Here is a 19,728-nt window from a genome sequence, read left to right on the forward strand (position 1 = left end):
GTCCGCCCCCGGCGACGGGTTGCACGTCGGCGACCCTACTTCCGAAGTCTGACCGAGACGATCTGCGCCATGATCACCGAAGCCCAGTCGAGTGGTGGGCAGTCGTCCGACGCGGCTGTAGCCTCGGCCCTTGTGAGCTGGCTGCCTGACGACTTCGTCCACCCCGTCCACGTGCCGGTGCCCAACACCGCGCTCCACCTGCGGCCGATCCGGGAGGCGGACACCGCGCTCGACTACCCCGCCGTGATGGGCTCCCGAGAGCGCCTGTGGGAGATCTTCGGCCCGGCCTGGGCCTGGCCGAAGGAGACGATGACGTACGAAGAGGACCGCGTCGACCTGCTGCGGCACGAGAAGGAGATAGCCGCGCACCAGTCGTTCAACTACGCGCTGCTGGACGAGGAGGAGACGGCGATCCTCGGCTGTGTCTACATCGACCCGCCCGAGCGCACCGGCTCCGACGGAGAGGTCTCCTGGTGGGTGGTGGACGACCTCGTCGGCGGAGAGGTGGAGCGCGCGCTCGACGCGCTGGTCCCGCAGTGGATCGCCGCCGACTGGCCCTTCAAGCAGCCCCGTTGTCTGGGCCGCGACATCACCTGGCAGGACTGGCTGGCGCTGCCGCGCGCCTCGTGACACGTCCGCAGCGGTGCCTGGATCGCGTCTGCGCCGGTGCGGCGCTCGCGCGATCGTCCCGCAGTCCGGGTCTCGGTCGGCCCGGGGATTGATCCACACCGGATCGCGGTAATGGCGGGGTCCGGCACGCGCGGATGCCGCCATGTCGGCGACACGGAGTGGATCAACACGCGGGCGGCGAGCTACCGGGTCAGCAGGTCACGACCAGAGTTCGAAGGGCTCGTCGATCTCCTCGCCGGCGAGGAAACCGGTCAGCAGCTCCGGTAGCCGCCCCGGATAGAACCGCTCGCCGCCGGCCACCACCTCGGCCACCGGCCACCAGCGGAAGCCGAAGTAGTCCTCCAACTCGTAGTCCAGCCGGTGCGCCTCGTCCACGTCCGGCCCCGGGCCGAGCAGCCGGACCAGCACGATCACCTCGTCCTGGACGTGCCGCAGCTGCCGGTGCACGAAACTGGCCCGGCGGCGCCAGGTCGGCGCGCCGACCTCGGCCGGCGCGATCACGATCCCGGTCTCCTCCCGCAGCTCGCGGACCGCCGCCTCCAGGTACGTCTCGCCCGGGTCGAGACCGCCGCCGGGCAGCTCCCACCAGATGCCCAGTCGCGGATGGTCCGGATCGCGGGTGTGGAACAGCAACACCCGCTCATCGGCATCGAGCACCACGAGCCGCACCGCGCTGCGCTCGATGACGGGCAGATCCCTCGGCAGGTCGGGCGGGATCATCACTGCTCCACCTCGACGAGGCCGCCGTCCGGCCCCATGCGGAACCGTCGCGGTGGGCCCATGGCGGCTAGCGCCCGGGCCATCGCCGCCTCGCGCGACCGTTGCTCCTGACCGCTCGGATCGGTGACGTGGAAGCCGTACATCGTGATCGCGTCGGCGTCCACATCCGAGTCGTGCGGCTGCCCCTCGATGATGAAGCCGACAAGTGCCCGCAACGCCTCCTCACCGAGGTGCAGCGGATGGAACGGCAACGGATATGGGCGCTGGTCCGGCCAGCCCGGGACGGGCTCGACCGGGTGGCTGCCCGCCCAGAACGGCGCCTCGAACGGCAGTGGTGTGCCGATGTCCTCCAGGACGCCCGAGTCGGGGGAGAGGCTCAACGACCGGACGATCCGGCCGTCCTCCCACACCCCGAAGGCGAAGGAATCCACCACCGAGTGCATGGCGTGCAGGACCATCCGACCACCTCCGGCCAGGGCGAGGAGGTGGGCCGGCAGGCGGGTGGGACGGTCGAGCATCAGCCGCTGGTCGCAGACGACGCTCACCCGGTCGGTCACCGCCGCGTACGTGACGTCGGTGGGCGGGTAGGTGCCGTCGAAGAGGGTGTTGTCCGCAGTCCGCTCGACGGCATGGCCCGGGTGGACCCGGCGGACGAGCGCCTCGCTCGCCGGGAGATCGGCCGGGCCGGCGTGTCGCATCGCGACCCGCAGGTCGCCGCCACCGAAAGCCAGCAGACCGGTCTTGGCGCCCATCGTCTCCCCTTCGTCGCGATGGCCGAACAGTAACGGCCGCCTCCGACACGCGAGGACCGACGACGCCCCTCGCATCAGTGCGGGTCGGCGCCGATGACGGCCGCCACGTCGGCGGGCAACGGATAGGGGCGCTCGGACGGCAGCAGCTCCTCGGCGGCGGGGTCGCCCGCGTCGAGGCGCTCCCGGAGCGCGCGAGCGACCGCGGTGACGTCGGTGAGGGAGACCAGCCACTCGTCGACGTACCGGCGGACCGCCTCGCCGCCGAGCCCAACCTGGAGTGACCGGTGCGCCAGTGGCGCGAGCCGCAGGGAGCGCTCCGGATCCCACTGCACCCGCACCGGGCTCGAACGCAACTGCCGTGACCAGGCCGCCCGGTCGGCGTGCCGGTCGCGGTCGAAGCTGCTCGGGCAGGCGTTCGCGAGCGCCCACTCGAAACCGGCGCGGCTGATCCCGACGGCCAGTACCCGTTCCTGGCCGGGCTTGGTGGCCCAGCCGCAGCGGTACATCATCCACCGGAACGACGGCTTGATCCACGTCATCCGCTCGCGCCGAAACGGCGCGACGAAGCGCCCGGCGGCCAGCGCCGGCTCGGCGATCTCCGGCGGGTACGCCTGGTAGACCGTGATGGTGTCGGCGTCGAAGCGAGCACGGATCTGGTGGACGGGGACGGTCACGAAGTCGATCATGCGCGATCTCGCTGCCCCGATCCACCGGATTGCGCCCGGGGCCTGTCAGACACCGGGGCCGGCCCGGTCGGTGCCGGTCACCTCGGCCCGCCCCAGCCGGACCGCCGTGCCCCTACGCAGCGAGTTGGGGATCTCGGCGATGGCGTCGACCCGGTCGACCAGTTCGCGGAGCTCATCGGTCTGCGCGTCACCCTCGACCCGTACGTCGTAGGTCACCTCCGTGGACACCGCCGGGTCGCCGGTGAAGTCGCCGCGCACGGTCACCTCGACCCGGTGCAGGTTGATGCCGAGCGCCCCGGCTTCGCGGAACAGGTCGTTGGAGACGCAGCCGGCGACCGCCAGGTAGAGCAGTTGGCCGCCGTTGAACCCGATCCCGTCGCCGCCGCCGTCCGCCGGTCGGTCCACGACCAGGGTGTACGAGCCGGCCGAGCCGATCGCCGCCGGCTGCCCGGGCAGGCTGCGGGTGCGTACCTCGATGGTCATCCGTGATCGCCTCCGGGGAGCGCCGGCACCGACGGCGTCCAGTCAAGCACGCCCGACCGACGGACCGCGGCGCTCGCCGGTCGACACCCCGGGCCCGGCGGCCGGCACCGGCGGGGGAGGGATAGGCTGCCCGCCGTGGCAGGTCTGTTGAGGAGCGTGGCCGCCCGGATCGGCGCGGTCGTCCCGTCCCCCCGCCGCCCGGGTCCGGGTCCGGCCCAGGTCGCGCGCCGGCGCCAGGTCGCCGCGCTGCAGCGCCGGGAGCTGACGTACGCACCGGAGCTGGACGGGCAGGCCGACCCGGGTGAGGTCGTGTGGACCTGGGTGCCGTACGAGGACGATCCGCGGCAGGGCAAGGACCGCCCGGTGCTGGTGGTCGGCCGGCACAGCCGCACCTTGTTCGGGCTGATGCTCTCCAGTCAGAGCGAGCGCGACGGCCAGCGGCACTGGTTGGCGCTCGGGCCGGGCTCCTGGGATCGGGACAACCGGCCGAGTTGGATCCGGCTGGACCGGGTGCTGACCATGCGGGAGGACAGCATCCGCCGCGAGGGCGCGGTGCTGGACCGGGCCCGCTTCGACCGGATCGGGCGGGCCCTGCGCGCCGGCTACGGCTGGCGCTGACACTGCTCGGGTCGACCCGCGGGTGTTGCCGACTCGGGTAGCCCGCCCCTCAGCCGACGCCGGGCGGTGTGGTGACGTTGACGGTCAGGACGGTTTCCGGCTCGGGCTGACCGCGGCGGACTTGGCCTCCGGCGGCGGGTAGGGCTGGTCGGCCAGCAGCCGGGCGAGGTGCGCGGAATTCAGCGCCAGCGCCTTGGTGGTCCGGCCGGTGGTGTCCGGCTTCGGCCCGGCATCGATGTAGTCGAGCGTGTGCAGCGCCTCGCCGACCCAGTAGCTGGCCCCGGCGGCGGCGCAGGTGAAGCCGACCTCGTTCAGCGCCTGCTGCACCTGGCCGACGGTGTGGTGGGCGCCGTCCTCGTTGCCGACGACCGCGACCCCGGCCACCTTCCCGTAGGTGAGCAGCCGGCCCTGCGCGTCGGTCTCGGAGAGTTCGGCGTCGAGGCGTTCCAGCACCATCTTGCAGACTGCCGAGGGCTGGCCGAGCCAGATCGGCGTGGCGATGATGAGGATCTGCGCGGCCAGCAGCTTGGCCCGGATGGCCGGCCACCCGTCGCCGTCGCCCTCGTCGGTGGAGACCCCGAACCGTACGTCGTGGTCGACGATCCGGATCAGCTCGCTCTCGACGCCCTGCTCGCCGAGGGCGTCGAGCACCTCGCGCCCGAGCACCTCGGAGCTCGACGGGGCGGGGGACCGCTTGAGGGTGCAGTTGAGGATCAGCGCCCGGATGCTCGCCACGTTAGGTTCCTCTCGGCCGGCGACGCGGGTGCACCTCCTGTTCCCCGCCGGATGCCGGGAAACACCTCGGGATCGGCGGAATCGGTTGACAACGCCGCCGCAGGGCGTATGTTCAACTCATCGGTTTATAAACCAAATGGTTGAGAGCGAGTGATGACAGCAGATCCGGTCAGCCTCGTCTTCGCCGCCCTCGCCGATCCGACCCGCCGGGCGATCCTGGCCCGGCTGGCCGCCGGCGAGGCGACGGTCAACGAGTTGGCGGCGCCGTTCCCGGTGAGCGTCCAGGCCATCTCCAAGCACCTCAACGTGCTGGAGCGGGCCGGGCTGATCGTGCGCACCCGGGAGGCGCAGTGGCGGCGGTGCCGGCTGGACCCGGCCCCGCTGCGCACCCTCGCCGAATGGGTCGACCAGTACCGCCGGCTCTGGGACGACCGTTACGACACCTTGGACGCATACCTGCGTGACCTGAAGGAGGAGAACGATGAGCCAGCTCAGTGACGTCGTGGTGGAGTTGCCGTCCGACCACGAGATCAGCCTCACCCGTGGCTTCGACGCCCCGCGTGACCTGGTGTTCGCCGCGCACACACAGGCCGAGCACCTCAAGCGGTGGTGGGGGCGGGGCAACCCGCTCGACGTCGAGATCGACTTCCGGGAGGGCGGGCGCTACCGCTTCGTGGAGCACGCGAAGGACGGCAACGACTACGCCTTCCGGGGCGAGTTCCGCGAGATCGTCGTGCCGGAGCGCATCGTGCAGACCTTCGAGTTCGAGGGCATGCCGGGGCACGTCGCGGTGGAGACGCTGGTCTTCACCGAGCAGGACGGCCGCACCGTGGTCACCGGCACCACCCGTTTCGACACCACTGGCGAGCGCGACGGCATGCTCGACTCCGGCATGAGCCAGGGGGCGGCCGAGTCGTACGCCGCGCTCGACCGGCACCTGGCCACACTGCTCTGAGGGCTCGGCGGGGGGACGCCCGGTGCGGCGTCCCCGCCGCTGCCGGCCATAGGATCCGGTCGACGTGCCGCCGGATGTAACACCGGAGGGGCCAAAGGCGCTCACGAGGTGCCACTGGGGAGCAGCACCGGTTTTCCGCCCATAGAAGGTCGGCGGCCACGTCGTCGTCGTCCTGGAGGAGAGGAATGCCGCGATGACCGCTCACGCGCCACGGGATCAGGCTTCTCCCGACGACCACCTCCCGATGACACCGGCCTGGAACTGTGCCACCTGCGGGGCAGAGTGGCCCTGCCCCACAAGGCGCAGCCGGCTGCTGGAGGAATACCGGGGGAAGCCCGCCACACTCTGCGTCTATCTGGCGTCCTGCCTCGCCGCCGCGTCCGAGGACCTGCGGGGCGCGCCGGTGCTGGCACTCCAGCACCGCTTCACCGGGTGGCTGCCCCGGCAGTCGCGACGCTTCTGAAGTGGCGGGACGGGCTCCGTCCGATCGGCCGGTTGAGCCCGTCCCGCAGCTGGCGCCTCCTTTCTCGCAGGCAGTACGGTCAGGTCCGGGCTCGCACCCGGACCCTGGGCGCCGCCGGGGAGACGGACGGCTGCCGGGTCTGGTTCGGTTTCGCGGGGATGGCGGCCGGCCAAGGCGCCAGCCGGGGTTTGCGCCGGGCACTGAGATCCTCGATCCAGCCGAGCGCCAGCACGACGGCGAAGAGCAGTGCCAGTGCCACCGTCAGGTACCCGACCTTCCCGATCCGCCAGGCGTCGACCAGGTCGCCGACGACGAAGCAGACCGCGATGGCCGCGTTGTGCCACAGGTAGATCGTCAGGGCGCGGCTGTTGAGGGCGCTGACCAGCCGGTCCAGCGGTCGGACCCGGGCCAGCCAGGTCATCGGCGGGGACACGCGCAGTAGTAGCAGCACGAAACCGAGCGAGTAGAACGCCTGGGCCAGCGGAATGTCGTTCAGGTCGAACCCGTCCTCGGCGTGGGTCAGGGTCCACCCGACCCCGATCCCCAGGCACAGGGACGCCATGGCGATCAGCGCAGCCAGCGGGACCCGGCGCAGCCAACCATCGCGGTGCGCGAAGCCCACGACCCAGCAGGCCCCGAAGGTCGCCAGGTCGGTGACGACCGAGTCGACGGCGCTGCCGAGCGCCGGCGGCACCGTCTGCAGCAGCACCACGGCGGCGAGCGGGAGGAGCAGGGTCGGCAGCGGCCAGCGGCGGTAGAGCCCGAGCAGCGCAGGGGAGAGCAAGACCAGCCATAGGTAGGTGACCAGGTACCACAACACGCCGGTGACGTCCTCCGCCCAGGCGCTGCCCGGCGGCTGGGCGATCGGCACCAGCCAGGTCAACAGCGCGGGCCAGGACGGCCGCTCGGGCCAGCCGTGCCAGATCATCACCGGTACGAGCAGCGCGCCCATTGCCCACAGCGCCGGCAGCAGCCGCCGGAGCCGGCTGTTCACGGCCTGCCCGGGCGCACGGTCCAGTGACCGTGCCATCAGCGAGCCGCCGAGCGCGAACATGACGCCCATGGCGGGGAAGGCGAAGCTCATCCAGGCGGCGCCGAACATGTGGTAGGTGATCACCCGGGCCAGGGCCAGCGCCCGCAGCGCGTCGAACCACCGGTCCCGGTCGCCTCCGGGCCGAGCCGGCTCCGGTGGCCGACCAACCTCCTCCGCGTGCGTCACAGCTTTTTTGGACGTGCGCGCCGGGCGACCGCTCGCCGGGTCGCCGGCTCTCTTCAACTTCCGCCAGCCGAGCCTGGTGCCGGTCAGGGCGGTCACCGTGGACCGCAGCAGGACCAGGTACATCAGTTGGCGGTAGGCGAACTGCTGCAACGGAAGCGCCAGCAGCGGGCCGATCCGCTCCCGGTCGAGGCGGAAGGCCACCAGCGCGGTGATCGCCTGTACGGCCAGCATCAGCGCCCACGCGACGGCGGTCTCGGTCGTGCCGAGAAAGAACAGCCCGTAGAGCGCCATCAGGTCCAGGACCGGTCCGAGCAGGGGAAGCGCCACTCCGAACAGCGCGAGCATCGGCAGGCCGAACCGGCCGAACCGGCCGGACGGGCCGCGGTCGAGCACCGCACGGCGGTGCTTCCACATCGCCTGCATGGTGCCGTAGCTCCACCGGTACCGCTGGCGCCACAGTTGGGTCAGCGAGGCGGGCGCCTCGGTCCAGGCCCGGGCCCGCTTCTCGTACACCACCCGCCAGCCCGCCCGGAGGATCGCCATGGTGATGTCGGTGTCCTCGGCGAGGGTGTCGTTGCTCATTCCACCGGCGGCGAGCAGCACCCGACGGCGGAACGCGCCGATCGCCCCCGGCACGGTCGGCATGCAGCCGAGCGTCTCGTACAGCCTGCGGTCCAGGTTGAAGCCGATGACGTACTCGATGTGCTGCCACCGTCCGAGCAGGCCCCGCCGGTTAGCCACCTTGACGTTGCCGGCGACCGCGCCCACCGACGGGTCCGCGAAGGGCTGCACCAGCCGGCGGACGGAATCCCGCTCGAACACGGTGTCCCCGTCGACCATCACGATGATCTCGTGGCTGGCGTGGGCGATGCCGGTGTTGAGGGCGCTCGACTTGCCGCCGTTGGGCTTGCGGATCACCCTGACGTTGCGCAGCCCCATCGCCTCCACCAGGTCGGCGGTTCCGTCGGTCGAGCCGTCGTCCACGACGATGACCTCGATCCCGCGATGGTCCCCGTTGGCCAGTGATCGCACGCTGGCGACGATCCCCGCCTGTTCGTTGTAGGCCGGCACGATGATCGACACCGGTTGGTCCAGCGGTGGGCCCCAGTACCAACGGCGGCGGCGCCAGGCGAGGCGGGGCGCGAGGACGAGCAGCAGCAGCGTCCGGACCAGCATCAGCAGGCCGACCACCACGAACAGCACCCCGAGCCCGGTGACGAACAGATCGGCGATCCGCACCGCCAGGACGACCGAACCCGCGCGCCAGCGTTCGAGCTCCGACACCGGCTGGTTCCCCGCGACCGCCTGGATCGCGTCGTCATCGGCCTCTACCCGACCCCGGTTGACCCCGTCGCTGACGGTGGTGAACTCGTACCCGCGTGCCGCCATGGCCGGGATGAACCGCTTCAGGGCGGCGACCGTCTGGGCTCGGTCTCCACCCGCGTCGTGCAGCAGCACCACGGCGCCCTGGCCGTCCGCTGGTGTCATGTTTCGTACGATCGCGTCCACACCGGGCCGGGCCCAGTCCCGACTGTCGGTGTCGTTCACCGCTGTCAGGTAGCCGAGGCGGCCGGCCTCCTGGATCACCGACCAGGCCCCGTCGTCGATCGCGTCGGCGGTCGACGAGTAGGGGAAGCGCAGGAGGTTGGTCCTGACGCCGGCGGTGTTCATGATGGCCTTCTGGGTCTGGGTGTACTCGAGCCGCCGTTGCCAACCCGGCAGCACGGTCGCGTCCGGGTGGCTGAAGGTGTGCACGCCCAGTTCGTGTCCCTCCGCCGCGATCCGCCCGGTGAGGTGGGGGTGGCGGGCCACCTGGCTGCCGACGGTGAAGAAGGTGGCCCGGGCCCCGTAGCGGTGCAGCACGTCCAGCACCCGAGGTGTCCACACCGGATCGGGGCCGTCGTCGAAAGTCAGGGCGATGGTCCGCGGTGGCATCCGGTAGGACGTCGGCTGTGCACCGGTCGTGTCGATCACCGGTCCCCCCGACCGGATCTCGGCGGGTACCCCGGCCTGGTCGCCCGCCTCCCGCACGTGGTCGGGGGTGAACTCGGAGTTCGCGTACGCCTCGACCAGCAGCACGCTGAGCAGGACGCAGATCAGCGCACCGTAGATCGCCCAGCTCGTACGCGGCCGGAACCGGCTCCGGCCGCGCTGGGGGACCGGTGGGGCCGCTGGACGCGTCGTTGACGAGGTCATCAGACCAGGTACCTCCAGATGGATCCGGCATCGTCGGCGGGGTCCGGTGTCCGCCCGGACGGCGTTGGCGTCGGTGTGGGTGCGGACGGCGGTGGCGTCGCCGTCGGGGTGGGCCGTGCGGTCGACGGCGTCGGCGTGGGGGTCCAACCGCCGGCTGGCGGAGTCGACGGGGCGGGGTTCGGAATCGGTCCGCCGGGCGCCGGACCGGGCTCCGGTGGATCGTCCGGTCCGGACGGGGCCTCGCCGGTGGGTGGCCAGGCCGCGACAGTCCCGAGCGGGGCCGGGAAGGGCTCCTCCCTGGGCCCGTTGCCGACCGGCGCGACAGGTGGCGCCAGCATGTCGGCCTCCCCCGGTGCGGGGGGTTGGTCGCCCGTCACCATCCGGGCTTCGCCGCCAGCGGGCGGTGGACCGGAGGCCGGGACCATCGGTCCGACCAGGACGGCCACCGCGACGAGCGGGACGTACACGAGGGCAGCGGTCGCCAGGAGTCCCGCGCATCGGTGTACCAGGCGCCGTCGTCGCCCGGTGGCATCGACGAAGACCGGGACGGAGACGGCGGAGGCAGCGGGAGCCTCGTCGGGGACGGAGGGCGACCCGCCATCCTGAATATGTGCGACCACCCGGACGAGGCTAGGAGGGCGATAGGAACCTTATGTCCACTTTGTCAACCCTCGGCCGTCGCCTGATTTCGCCATCCGAACAACCGGATGAACGATGGATCCAAGGCGACAACGAGCACGGAATCAGAAGAACCGGATAAAGGGTGAGCGCGAGGCGACAACAGGCACACAGGTCGCATTCGTCGCCTGCCGTATCGAACAAGGCACGATCCTCCCCGGGACCTTCACCTTCGGAGGGCGCCACCGGGCCTCATGGCGAACAGGATTCGCGCGATGTTCGCGTCGCAGCGGTCGTCCGGGTCTGCCGGCGGCCGAGAGGTCACTCGGTCAGGTGAGCGGTTTCCACCAGCTGGCGGGCCGGGCGGCTGGCGCTCAGACTCTTCGCCCGGTACATCGCGGCATCGGCGCGGTGCAGCGCCTCGGTGAGCTGGGTCGGGCCGGTGACCGGCGCGAGCCCGACCGAGGCGGTCACCCGGATGCTGAGCCCGCCGAGCGGGATCGGGGCGGCGAGCATCTCGCAGAGCCGCCCGGTGGCGTGCTCGATCCAGCGCCGGTCCACGGTCGGGGTGGTCAGCAGGCCGGCGAACTCGTCGCCGCCGAGCCGAGCCACCAGGTTGTCGCCGGCGAACGCGGCCAGGCGCTCGGCCACGCTGATCAGCACCTGATCGCCCGCGGCGTGCCCGTAGCGGTCGTTGACCTGCTTGAAGTCGTCGAGGTCGAGCACCACGGCGATCAGCGGCCGCCCGGCCGCGTCGGTGAGCAGGGTCGCTGCCAGCCGGTAGAAGGCGCGGCGGTTGGGCAGCCCGGTGAGCGGGTCGTGGCTGGCGGCGTGCCGTTCCGCGGCCAGCTCGGCCTGGAGATGCTCCATCTCCGCCTCGGCCCGAAGCGCGCGACGGCGCAGTTGCCAGGTGGAGAGCAGGGCCCCGGCGGCGCAGATGCCGGACGCGACACTCACCGGATCCGGCACAGGCCCTCCCATCCGCGACCGCCTGCCTCCCGCCGCGGCCGACATACCGGGACAGGTCCACGTTTTTCCTGGTGGTGACCCAGGTCAGGTAACTCTTTGTGAACGGATGCGTACCGATCACGTGCGTTATCATGCTCGCCGTCCGATGCAGATGCAATAGCAGATGCACGTGCAGCACGGTCCGATATCGACAGTTCTCCCCGCGCCGGCACCGCTCCTCCCGCGGCATCGGCCGGCTTCTGAGCAAAGAGGACGCTCCACATGCAGCAACCGCCGAACGGCGTACCCGCTACCCAGCTTCCGCCGGTGAACTGGCAGAAGAGCCGTCGGAGCAACCCGAGCGGAAACTGCGTCGAGCTGGCCGAGCTGCCCGGCGGGGCCGGCATCGCGATGCGCAACTCGCGGCACCCGGAGGGGCCGGCGCTGATCTACACGGTCGACGAGATCGCCGCCTTCGTGCTCGGCGCCCGTGACGGCGACTTCGACCACCTGATCGCCTGACCAGTCGCCCCCGTCCCCGACGGGGGGCGTCCGACCGCCGCGACCCGCGGCTGCGCGGGAGTATCCCTCACTGTCGGTCCATGGCATGCTTACACGTCGGCCGGGCCGGGTGCCCGACCGTACGCGGAGGTCGGCACGTGACGATGGTTCCCGCCGACGGCGGCCCGACAACCGGGCCGACCGTGCTGCGCATGCTGCTCGGCTCCCAGCTTCGCCGACTGCGGGAGTCCACCGGGGTCACCCGGGAGGGTGCCGGCTGGGAGATCCGCGCCTCCGAGTCGAAGATCAGTCGGATGGAGCTGGGCCGGGTCGGCTTCAAGGAGCGCGACGTCGCCGATCTGCTCACCCTCTACGGCGTCACCGACGCCGAGGAGCGCGAGCTGCTGCTCAAGCTCGCCCGCGACGCGAACAGCCCCGGCTGGTGGCACCGCTACAGTGACGTGCTGCCCACCTGGTTCCAGTCCTACCTGGGGCTGGAGGCCGCCGCCGCGCTGATCCGCAGCTACGAGGTGCAGTTCGTTCCCGGCCTGCTGCAGACGCCCGGCTACGCCCGGGCGGTGGTGCTGCTCGGGCACGGCGCGGCCACACCCGGCGAGATCGACCGGCGGGTCGACCTGCGGATCCGGCGCCAGGAGCTGCTGCGGCGGGCTGACCCGCCACAGCTCTGGGCCGTGCTGGACGAGGCGGCGCTGCGTCGGCCGATCGGCGGCGTGGCGGTGATGCGTGAGCAGTTGACCGCGCTGATCGAGGCGACCCGCTCGCCGCACATCCGACTCCAGATCATCCCGTTCACCGCCGGCGGGCACGCCGCTGCCGGGGGCGCCTTCACCATCCTGCGCTTCGGCGACCAGGATCTGCCGGACATCGTCTACATCGAACAGTTGACCAGCGCGCTCTACCTCGACAAGCGGGACGACCTGGACTACTACGCGTTGGCCATGGAGCGGCTCTGCGTCGAGGCCGAGCCGCCCGAGCGGACCCCCGAGCTGCTCGAGCGCCTGCGGGACGAGCTCTACCCCGCCTGAGCGCGCATCCCGCACAGCCAGCCCCGCCGCGCGTACGGTGCCGGCCCGTGTCGACCGCGGGCCGGCCTTTTCGGTGTTGACCGACGTCGACGTTTCCGGCTAGTCTCTGGATCGATACAGTACTGGATCGATACAGAAGGGGGAATCGGTGAAGCCGACGCTCCAAGCCGTGGCGGACGCCGTCGGCGTCTCCCGCAGCACGGTCTCCAACGCCTACGCCCGCCCCGACCAGCTCTCGGCGGCGCTGCGGCAGCGCATCCTGGAGACCGCCAAGGCGATCGGCTACCCCGGGCCCAACCCGACCGCGCGCTCGCTGCGCCGCGGTTTCGTCGGCTCGATCGGCGTGCTCTTCACCTCGCAGCTGTCGTACGCCTTCACCGACCCGTTCGCGGTGCGCTTCCTCGCCGGGCTCAGCACGGCGGCCGAGCGGCACGGCACCAGCCTGCTGCTGGTGCCGATGCCGGGCGTGCACGCCGAGGCCCGGCGGGCCGTGGAGAACGCCGCCGTCGACGGCTTCTGCGTCTACTGCGTCGGCGACGAGGAATGGGCTCTGGACGCCATCCGCGACCGGGGCCTGCCCTTCGTCACCACCGCCGCACCCGTCGACGCGGGGCCCTCCAGCCGCTACGTCGGCATCGACGAGCGGGCCGCCGCGCGGGGGATCGCCGCGCACGTGGCGGGTCTCGGCCACCGACGGGTGGCGCTGCTCGCCGACGCTGTGCTGCCGGATCTGCCCTCCGGGCCGGTGCGACTGTCCGGAGTGGACGAGGTGCCGCATCCGACCACCCGAGGTCGGCTCGCCGGGTTCGCCGACGCGTTCGCCGCCGTCGGGGTGGCCTGGTCCGAGCTCACCGTACTCAGCGCCGCCGGCAACAACCGGCCGGCCGCCGCCGCCGCGGTCGCCGGCCTGCTCGATCGCCCCGATCCACCGACGGCCGTCCTCGCCTGCTCCGACGTGCTCGCGCTCGGCGTCCTCGACGCCCTGACCGAGCGGGCAGCTTCCGGTGCGCCGTCGCTGTCGGTGACCGGTTTCGACGACATCGCCGAGGCCGCCGCGGTCGGCCTGACCACGGTGCGACAGCCGGCCGAGGAGAAGGGCCGGATCGCCGCCGAACTACTGCTCGACCCACCCGCGGATCTCGCGGCGGGGCACGTGCTGCTGCCCACCACACTCGTCGTCCGGACCTCCACCGGACCCGTCCAGAGGAGCTGACCATGGAACAGCCCGCCGGCTTCATCTCCGCCATCGACGCGGTGCACCGACACGTCAACTCGGCCCGGCCGGACGCCCCGATCCAGGCCGAACGCCCCCGACGGGCCCGCCTCGCGCCCACCCGACTGGCCACCGCCGGCGCCCTGCGCCGCCTCGCCGACCGGATCCAGCCCCGGCCGGCGCCGACCGTGAGCCAGTGCTCCTGACCGAACCGTCCGCCGTGCCGGAGTGACCCACACCACGTCCGGAACCGATCATCCGGGCACGCACCGCGCCGCGAGGCGCGTTATCCGGCACGGCGGGTGGTGGGCCGCCGCCCGCGCCAGGCACACTGGACGCCCATGTCGCCGTTCACGCCCACCCTCCGACTGCACGATCGATACGTTCTGCGTGAGCGCATCGGGCTCGGCGGGATGTCCGAGGTGTGGCGCGCCGACGACGAGGTGCTCGGACGCTCCGTCGCGGTCAAGGCGCTCGTCGCGGAGTTCGCCACCGACCCGCACCTGCGGGCCACCATCCAGCGCGAGGCACGGGCCGCCGCCCGGCTGACCCACCCGCACATCACCCAGGTCTACGACTACGGCGAGGCGACGTTGCCCGGCGGCGAGGTGGTGCCGTACCTGGTGATGGAGCTGGTGGAGGGGCGCAATCTGGCCGACCGCCTCACCGGCGGCCCCCTCGCCTGGCCCGACGCCGTCCGGCTGGCCGGGCAGGTCGCCGCCGCGCTCGCCGCCGCCCACCGGATCGGGGTGGTGCACCGGGACATCAAGCCGGGCAACGTGATGCTCACCGAGACCGGCGCGAAGGTGCTCGACTTCGGCATCGCCGCGCTCGCCGGCCCGCACCACCCGCTCGCCGGCCAGACGGGCGAGCTGCTGATGGGCACCCCGGCGTACTTCGCCCCCGAGCGGCTCTCCGCCGGGCCGCCCGATCCGGCCAGTGACATCTACGCCCTCGGCGCGCTGCTCTACCGCACGCTCACCGGGCGCGCCCCGCTGCCCGTGCAGACCTGGGAGGACGCGCTGGAGGTGCGGGAGCGGCGTACCCCCGTGCCGCCGCTGCGGATCCCGGGCCTGCCGGCCGACATCGCCGACCTCACCCTCGCCTGTCTGGCCACCGACCCGGCCCGGCGGCCGACCGCGGCGCAGCTCGCCAACCGGCTCGGCGCCGGCCCACCCGCCGACCCGCCCACCGCGATCCTGCCCACCCTGCCGGCCGCGCGGGCGGCCGTCGCACCCGTGTCCCCGCCCGCCGGACGCATGATCGGCGCGTCCGCGCACCCGCCCACCCTGATCGACCGCACGCCCGTCACGCCGCGTCCGGCGGCCGCCGCGCCAGAGCGTCCGACCCGACGGTCCCGCGGCCCGCTCGTCGCCCTCGTGGCGGCCGGCGTCGCGCTCCTGCTCGGTCTCGGCGCGGCGCTCACCCTCGGCGACGACGACCCACGGTCCCCGCAGGTGGCCGGCCCGACGAGCACGGCGCCACAGGCGCCGGCGACCTCCGACAGCCCGGAACCCGTGCCGCCGTCGAGCACGGCACCGGAGCCGACCACTGCCGCGCCCGCCCCGGTCGGGCTGCGTCAACTGGCCGCCGAGTTCGCCTCGATCCTCGCCCAGGCCCAGGCACGGGGCGAGATCGACCGACGGGCCGCCGAGGACCTGCGCGACAAGCTGGCCGACCTCGGCCGGGGCAAGCCGAAGGACCGGGCCAAGCGGGTCGACGACCTGCGGGAGCGGATCGCCGAGCAGGTCGAGCGGCGACAGCTCTCGGCCGACACCGCGGACCGCCTCAACGCCCTGCTCGACCGGCTCGACGTGCCCAGCGACCGCGACGACTGACCCGGCCGGGCGGTCGAGGCCTGGCCGCTCAGTCGAGGACGGCCCGGACGATCTCGCCGGCCGCGCTACCCGCCCGGGCTGCCAACGCCGCCTGGGGCGTCCAGATCCCGGACCGGCCGGCCGTGTCGGCGTAGCCGCCACCGGTCGGCCCGGCGAAGCTGGCCACCGCCACCAACACCCGGTGTTCGGTGGCGATCCGCCGCGCCCGCTCGGCCGGCACCGAGGCATCCTGCGCCGCCTCGACCATGCCCGCCAGGTAGGCGTCGATGCCGAGCGCCGCGGTCTTCGCGGCGTGCTCCGGCACGCCGGTGTCCTTGCAGACGGCCAGTCCCAACCGCCAGCCGTCGACCTCCAGCACCGCAGGCCGGTCGCCCGCGACGAAGCGGCGGTTCTCGTCCCCGCCGAGCCACATCTTCCGGTACGCCACCGCGGCCCCGCCGCCGTCGACCGCGAGCACCCCGATGTGCTCCCCGGGCACCGGCGCGCCGGCCAGCGCCAGCGTCCCGGTCTCGGCGCACGCCTCGACCAGCGGCGCCAACCGGGGATCGTCCGCCGCGACGACGGCGGCGTCCAGCTCGTACCCGGTCAACGACAGCTCCGGGAAGACCACCACCCGGGCGCGCGCCGCCCGGACCGCGGCGGCGTGCGCCCCCGCGTTCGCCGCGACGTCCTTCGGTACGCAGGGTGGCTGAGCCACCGCGAGCCGCAGCGGGATGCGGTTTCCCGCACCTCCGCGGGTGTGGTCCCGCCGGCCGGTCGGGTGGCCGGCCTCATGGTGGCCTCTCAGGATCGGTTCGTAGCGTGGGGGCATGATTCGAACCTCGCACGTCCTGCTCGCCACCGGAAGCCTCGCGGCGGACGCCGAGCCACCCCAGGATGGACTGGTCGGCTACGTCACGGACCTGGTGGAACGGCTCGGCGGCCCGGGCGCCGGACTGGCGGTGGCGTTGGAGAACCTCTTCCCGCCGATCCCGAGCGAGGTGATCCTGCCGCTCGCCGGTTTCGTCGCCGGCCAGGGGCGGATGAGTGTGATCGGGGCGATCTTCTGGACGACGCTCGGCTCGCTGGTGGGCGCCCTCGCCCTCTACTGGATCGGCGCGGCGCTCGGTCGGGACCGGATCCGGGCGATCGCCGCGCGGCTGCCCCTGGTGAAGCTCAGCGACGTGGACCGGACCGAGGCGTGGTTCCTCCGGCACGGCGTCAAGGCGGTCTTCTTCGGCCGCATGATCCCGATCTTCCGGAGCCTGATCTCCATCCCGGCGGGTGTCGAGCGCATGTCGGTCGCCACCTTCGCGCTCTACACGACGCTCGGCAGCCTGATCTGGAACACCACCTTCGTGCTCGCCGGCTACCTGCTCGGCGACAACTGGCACCTGGTCGAGGGCTACGTCGGCGTCCTGCAGAACATCGTCATCGTGGTCTGCGTGGCGGCGGTCGGCTGGTTCGTGGTGTCCCGGGTGCTCCGCGCCCGGCGGGCCGCCGGCAACCCCGAGGAGCCGGCCGCGCCCGAGCCGGCCGGGCCGGCGTTCGGCATGCCCGACCCGAACGGACGCGGCACCATCTACCGCAGTGGCTCCTGGGGCGCCGACGAGCGGACCGGCGGCGGGGCGCGCTGACCGTGCCCAGCGGACGGGTCGTCCTCGGTGTCGCCGCCGGCGTCCTGACCGCGGTGGGGGAGCTGCTCTTCCTGCTGGCCGCGGCCGTCGTCGCCGCCGGGTCCGCGCCGGTACCGCCGGCCCGCCGCCGGGTCGCGGCGGCGATCCCGCGGTACGCGGCGACGCTGCTCCGGTGGGAACGCCGCCGGCTGGCCGGGCTGCTCGCCGCGGCCGACGAGGTGCCGCCGGTGCGTACCGTCGGCGTGCGGGAGGTCGGCTATCTCGCGGCCCGGCTGCTGCCCGGAGTGCTGGGCGGGCTGGCGTTCGGGGTGCTCGCCGTCGGGGCGGTGCTGGCCTCGATCGTGCTGCGCGCCGCGGTACGCGGTGAGCTGACCGTGACCGACACCCTGCTGCAACTCGTCGTCGGCGCGGTGCTGCTGCTGCTCAACGTGCAGGCCATCGCCAGCGTCGGCGCGCTCGACGTCCGGCTGGCCCGGCGGCTGCTCAATCCCGACTCGCGCGCCGCGCTGGAGGCGCGGGTCCGCGAGCTGACCGCCAGCCGGGCCGGGGCGATCGCCGCGGTGGACGCCGAACGCCAGCGCATCGAACGGGACCTGCACGACGGGCTGCAACAGCGACTCGTCGCGCTCGGCATGCTGCTCGGCCGGGCCCGCCGTAGCCGGGACGCCGAGCGGACGTCCGCCCTCATCGCGCAGGCCCACGAGGACGTCCAGCGGGCGGTGCAGGAGCTGCGGGAGGTGGCCTGGCGGGTCTACCCGTCGGCGCTCGACGACAGCGACCTGGGTGAGGTGCTCGGCATGGTCGCGCAGCGCTCGACCGTTCCGGTGCGGATCCGCTACGACCTGGCGGTACGCCCCGATCGGCAGATCGAGACGGTGCTCTACTTCGTGGCCTGCGAGGCGCTCACCAACGCCGCGAAACACGCCGCCGCTACCCTGGTCACCATCGACGTCGACGTACGGGAGGGGCGGGTCCGGATGCGCGTGCGCGACGACGGCACGGGCGGGGCGGACCCCTCCGGGCGGGGCCTGTCCGGGCTGGCCCGCCGGGTGGCCGCCCTCGACGGGCAGCTGCGGGTGCAGAGCCCCACCGGCGGCCCGACCACCGTGCTGGCGGAACTGCCGTGCGGATAGTCCTCGCCGAGGATTCGACGTTGCTGCGCGAGGGCCTGGTCCGGCTGCTCGCCGAGGAGGGCCACCACGTCGTCGCCGCGGTCGGCACCGCCGACGAACTGGTCGCCGCCGCCGACCGCGAACATCCCGAGGTCGTCGTCACGGACGTCCGGATGCCGCCCACCCACACCGACGACGGCCTGCGCGCCGCGCTGGAGATCCGCCGACGCCGGCCCAGCACCGCGGTTCTCGTGCTCTCCCAGTACGTCGAGAAGCGGTACGCCGCCCGGCTGCTAGCCGACCGTCCCGAGGGCGTCGGCTACCTGCTCAAGGATCGGGTCGCCCAGGTGGACGACTTCCTCGACGCACTGGACCGGGTGGCCGCCGGAGCGACCGCGCTCGACCCCGAGGTGGTCCGTCAGGTGGTGGCCGGCTCGGACCGCGCCGACCCGCTCACCCGACTGACACCGCGCGAACAGGACGTCCTGCACCACATGGCCCAGGGCCACACCAACGCCGCGATCGCCGAACGACTGCACGTGTCGCTGAGCGCGGTGGAAAAGCACGTCAACGCCATCTTCGACAAGCTCGACCTGTCCGGCGCGGCCGGCTACAGCCGACGCGTCCTGGCCATCCTCCGCTACCTGGGCAGCTGACCGACCGCGCGCCCCGGACCCCGCGTGCCCTCCGCCATTTCGCCGACATGGCGGTGTTCGTCTTCGTCGGCGGCCGGTCGCTGGTTCGCCGGTTGTCCGGCTGGCGGTGGGTCGTTTCGCCGTTGTTGCGCCGGGGCGGAGTGGCGTCGCGGACGCGTCGGCGACCGTGCACCACGAGCTGGCCGGTGATCCGCGACGCCGGTGGCCGGTCGCTCCGCATGTCCTGAGGCTTTGCGTCGACGCGGTTTGGGGCGACCGTCCGGTTCGCGCCAGGTGTGGGTGCGCCACCGCCGCTCGGGTGGGCGGATGTGGGCGTTTTGGGGTGTGGCCGGGGGCATCCCGGGGCCGGAATGATGGGCCGCCCGGCGTCGTTGAATATCCGCGACGGCCGAGGTAGCAGCCCCGCCGCCGGCCGGTTCACCCGGTCGCCGACGGTGGCTCGGCCCCCGGAATGATGGCGGGCCGCCGGCCGTTACACCTGGACCCGGCACCGCGAGGCCCCCCCCCGCACGTCGGATCCCCCTGGTCGATGAGCCCCACGTGTGGCCCGGCCTGAAGACTTTCCCCTCTTGTTTTGTTGAGCGCCTTGTCGAGGTGCTTTACACCCGCGTGTGTCCGCTGACCCCCGTCGGTGGTGTGGGTGTCTACCCCCGAATTGGAGCTTCCCATGAACACGATCATGCGTAAGAGCGTTCTGAGTGTTGCTGGTCTGGCTTTCGCCGG

General features: G+C 72.7%; 21 protein-coding genes. 13 read left to right on the top strand and 8 right to left on the bottom strand.

Annotated features, from left to right (window positions below; all coding sequences use genetic code 11):
* The first annotated feature begins 132 nt into the window (after nucleotides 1–132).
* Nucleotides 133–630, top strand: coding sequence for an N-acetyltransferase (locus tag AB0C04_RS30055; RefSeq protein ID WP_357061209.1), 498 nt, complete (start codon nucleotides 133–135; stop codon nucleotides 628–630).
* A 198-nt stretch (nucleotides 631–828) separates the two neighbouring features.
* Here the strand turns inward: AB0C04_RS30055 and AB0C04_RS30060 are convergent, their stop codons facing one another.
* The 4 genes from AB0C04_RS30060 to AB0C04_RS30075 form a co-directional block, all read right to left on the bottom strand.
* The gene (locus tag AB0C04_RS30060) at nucleotides 829–1,350 is read right to left on the bottom strand and encodes an NUDIX domain-containing protein (protein ID WP_357061212.1); all 522 of its coding nucleotides are present in this window, start codon (nucleotides 1,348–1,350) and stop codon (nucleotides 829–831) included.
* Nucleotides 1,350–2,102, bottom strand: a complete 753-nt coding sequence (locus AB0C04_RS30065; RefSeq protein WP_357061214.1) for a hypothetical protein — start codon at nucleotides 2,100–2,102, stop codon at nucleotides 1,350–1,352. The genes AB0C04_RS30060 and AB0C04_RS30065 overlap by 1 nt, the downstream gene beginning before the upstream one ends.
* A gap of 74 nt (nucleotides 2,103–2,176) precedes the next feature.
* Nucleotides 2,177–2,776, bottom strand: a complete 600-nt coding sequence (locus AB0C04_RS30070) for a DUF4291 domain-containing protein (protein ID WP_357061217.1) — start codon at nucleotides 2,774–2,776, stop codon at nucleotides 2,177–2,179.
* Between the two features lie 57 nt (nucleotides 2,777–2,833).
* On the bottom strand, nucleotides 2,834–3,271 hold the full coding sequence (locus tag AB0C04_RS30075; protein WP_357061220.1) for an OsmC family protein: 438 nt from the start codon (nucleotides 3,269–3,271) through the stop codon (nucleotides 2,834–2,836).
* A 135-nt stretch (nucleotides 3,272–3,406) separates the two neighbouring features.
* Here AB0C04_RS30075 and AB0C04_RS30080 point away from each other — a divergent pair, with 135 nt between their 5' ends.
* On the top strand, nucleotides 3,407–3,889 hold the full coding sequence (locus AB0C04_RS30080; RefSeq protein WP_350874687.1) for a type II toxin-antitoxin system PemK/MazF family toxin: 483 nt from the start codon (nucleotides 3,407–3,409) through the stop codon (nucleotides 3,887–3,889).
* Between the two features lie 84 nt (nucleotides 3,890–3,973).
* Here AB0C04_RS30080 and AB0C04_RS30085 read toward each other — a convergent pair whose 3' ends face one another.
* On the bottom strand, nucleotides 3,974–4,624 hold the full coding sequence (locus AB0C04_RS30085; protein ID WP_357061222.1) for an NAD(P)H-dependent oxidoreductase: 651 nt from the start codon (nucleotides 4,622–4,624) through the stop codon (nucleotides 3,974–3,976).
* A 153-nt stretch (nucleotides 4,625–4,777) separates the two neighbouring features.
* Here AB0C04_RS30085 and AB0C04_RS30090 point away from each other — a divergent pair, with 153 nt between their 5' ends.
* The 3 genes from AB0C04_RS30090 to AB0C04_RS30100 all read left to right on the top strand — a co-directional run bounded on the left by AB0C04_RS30090 (nucleotide 4,778) and on the right by AB0C04_RS30100 (nucleotide 6,042).
* Nucleotides 4,778–5,122, top strand: a complete 345-nt coding sequence (locus AB0C04_RS30090; RefSeq protein WP_357061225.1) for a metalloregulator ArsR/SmtB family transcription factor — start codon at nucleotides 4,778–4,780, stop codon at nucleotides 5,120–5,122.
* On the top strand, nucleotides 5,106–5,579 hold the full coding sequence (locus AB0C04_RS30095; protein WP_357061228.1) for an SRPBCC family protein: 474 nt from the start codon (nucleotides 5,106–5,108) through the stop codon (nucleotides 5,577–5,579). Before AB0C04_RS30090 ends, AB0C04_RS30095 begins: the two co-directional genes overlap by 17 nt.
* A 244-nt stretch (nucleotides 5,580–5,823) precedes the next feature.
* Nucleotides 5,824–6,042: a hypothetical protein gene (locus tag AB0C04_RS30100; RefSeq protein ID WP_357061230.1), complete on the top strand. Its 219-nt coding sequence runs from the start codon at nucleotides 5,824–5,826 to the stop codon at nucleotides 6,040–6,042.
* Between the two features lie 79 nt (nucleotides 6,043–6,121).
* On the opposite strand, the gene AB0C04_RS30105 is transcribed toward AB0C04_RS30100, so the two are convergent.
* Both AB0C04_RS30105 and AB0C04_RS30110 read right to left on the bottom strand, forming a co-directional pair.
* A complete protein-coding gene (locus tag AB0C04_RS30105; RefSeq protein WP_357061232.1) occupies nucleotides 6,122–9,457 on the bottom strand; it encodes a glycosyltransferase in 3,336 nt (1,111 codons plus the stop codon).
* A 939-nt stretch (nucleotides 9,458–10,396) separates the two neighbouring features.
* Nucleotides 10,397–11,044, bottom strand: a complete 648-nt coding sequence (locus AB0C04_RS30110; RefSeq protein WP_357061236.1) for a GGDEF domain-containing protein — start codon at nucleotides 11,042–11,044, stop codon at nucleotides 10,397–10,399.
* A gap of 261 nt (nucleotides 11,045–11,305) precedes the next feature.
* On the opposite strand from AB0C04_RS30110, the gene AB0C04_RS30115 reads away from it, so the two are divergent.
* The 5 genes from AB0C04_RS30115 to AB0C04_RS30135 all read left to right on the top strand — a co-directional run bounded on the left by AB0C04_RS30115 (nucleotide 11,306) and on the right by AB0C04_RS30135 (nucleotide 15,621).
* Entirely contained in the window at nucleotides 11,306–11,545 is a 240-nt protein-coding gene (locus AB0C04_RS30115) for a DUF397 domain-containing protein (protein ID WP_350874693.1), read from the top strand.
* Nucleotides 11,546–11,682: 137 nt separating this feature from the next.
* A complete protein-coding gene (locus AB0C04_RS30120; RefSeq protein ID WP_357061239.1) occupies nucleotides 11,683–12,570 on the top strand; it encodes a helix-turn-helix transcriptional regulator in 888 nt (295 codons plus the stop codon).
* Between the two features lie 169 nt (nucleotides 12,571–12,739).
* Nucleotides 12,740–13,783 carry a substrate-binding domain-containing protein gene (locus AB0C04_RS30125; protein ID WP_357061241.1) on the top strand — a complete coding sequence of 348 codons (1,044 nt, stop codon included), beginning with the start codon at nucleotides 12,740–12,742 and terminating at the stop codon, nucleotides 13,781–13,783.
* A 2-nt stretch (nucleotides 13,784–13,785) separates the two neighbouring features.
* Nucleotides 13,786–13,989: a hypothetical protein gene (locus AB0C04_RS30130; protein ID WP_357061243.1), complete on the top strand. Its 204-nt coding sequence runs from the start codon at nucleotides 13,786–13,788 to the stop codon at nucleotides 13,987–13,989.
* Nucleotides 13,990–14,124: 135 nt separating this feature from the next.
* On the top strand, nucleotides 14,125–15,621 hold the full coding sequence (locus tag AB0C04_RS30135) for a protein kinase (protein WP_357061247.1): 1,497 nt from the start codon (nucleotides 14,125–14,127) through the stop codon (nucleotides 15,619–15,621).
* A 28-nt stretch (nucleotides 15,622–15,649) separates the two neighbouring features.
* Here the strand turns inward: AB0C04_RS30135 and AB0C04_RS30140 are convergent, their stop codons facing one another.
* Nucleotides 15,650–16,330 carry a carbon-nitrogen hydrolase family protein gene (locus AB0C04_RS30140; protein WP_357061258.1) on the bottom strand — a complete coding sequence of 227 codons (681 nt, stop codon included), beginning with the start codon at nucleotides 16,328–16,330 and terminating at the stop codon, nucleotides 15,650–15,652.
* A 100-nt stretch (nucleotides 16,331–16,430) separates the two neighbouring features.
* Here AB0C04_RS30140 and AB0C04_RS30145 point away from each other — a divergent pair, with 100 nt between their 5' ends.
* From AB0C04_RS30145 to AB0C04_RS30155, 3 genes are read left to right on the top strand one after another with little or no spacing between them, the layout of a single operon-like run.
* A complete protein-coding gene (locus AB0C04_RS30145) occupies nucleotides 16,431–17,237 on the top strand; it encodes a DedA family protein (RefSeq protein WP_357061250.1) in 807 nt (268 codons plus the stop codon).
* A 2-nt stretch (nucleotides 17,238–17,239) separates the two neighbouring features.
* Nucleotides 17,240–18,370: a histidine kinase gene (locus AB0C04_RS30150; RefSeq protein ID WP_357061253.1), complete on the top strand. Its 1,131-nt coding sequence runs from the start codon at nucleotides 17,240–17,242 to the stop codon at nucleotides 18,368–18,370.
* A complete protein-coding gene (locus tag AB0C04_RS30155; protein WP_357061256.1) occupies nucleotides 18,361–19,005 on the top strand; it encodes a response regulator transcription factor in 645 nt (214 codons plus the stop codon). The genes AB0C04_RS30150 and AB0C04_RS30155 overlap by 10 nt, the downstream gene beginning before the upstream one ends.
* The last annotated feature ends 723 nt before the right edge of the window (nucleotides 19,006–19,728 follow it).

It is taken from the genome of Micromonospora sp. NPDC048909 (genome assembly GCF_040649635.1).
Lineage (GTDB): Bacteria > Actinomycetota > Actinomycetes > Mycobacteriales > Micromonosporaceae > Micromonospora.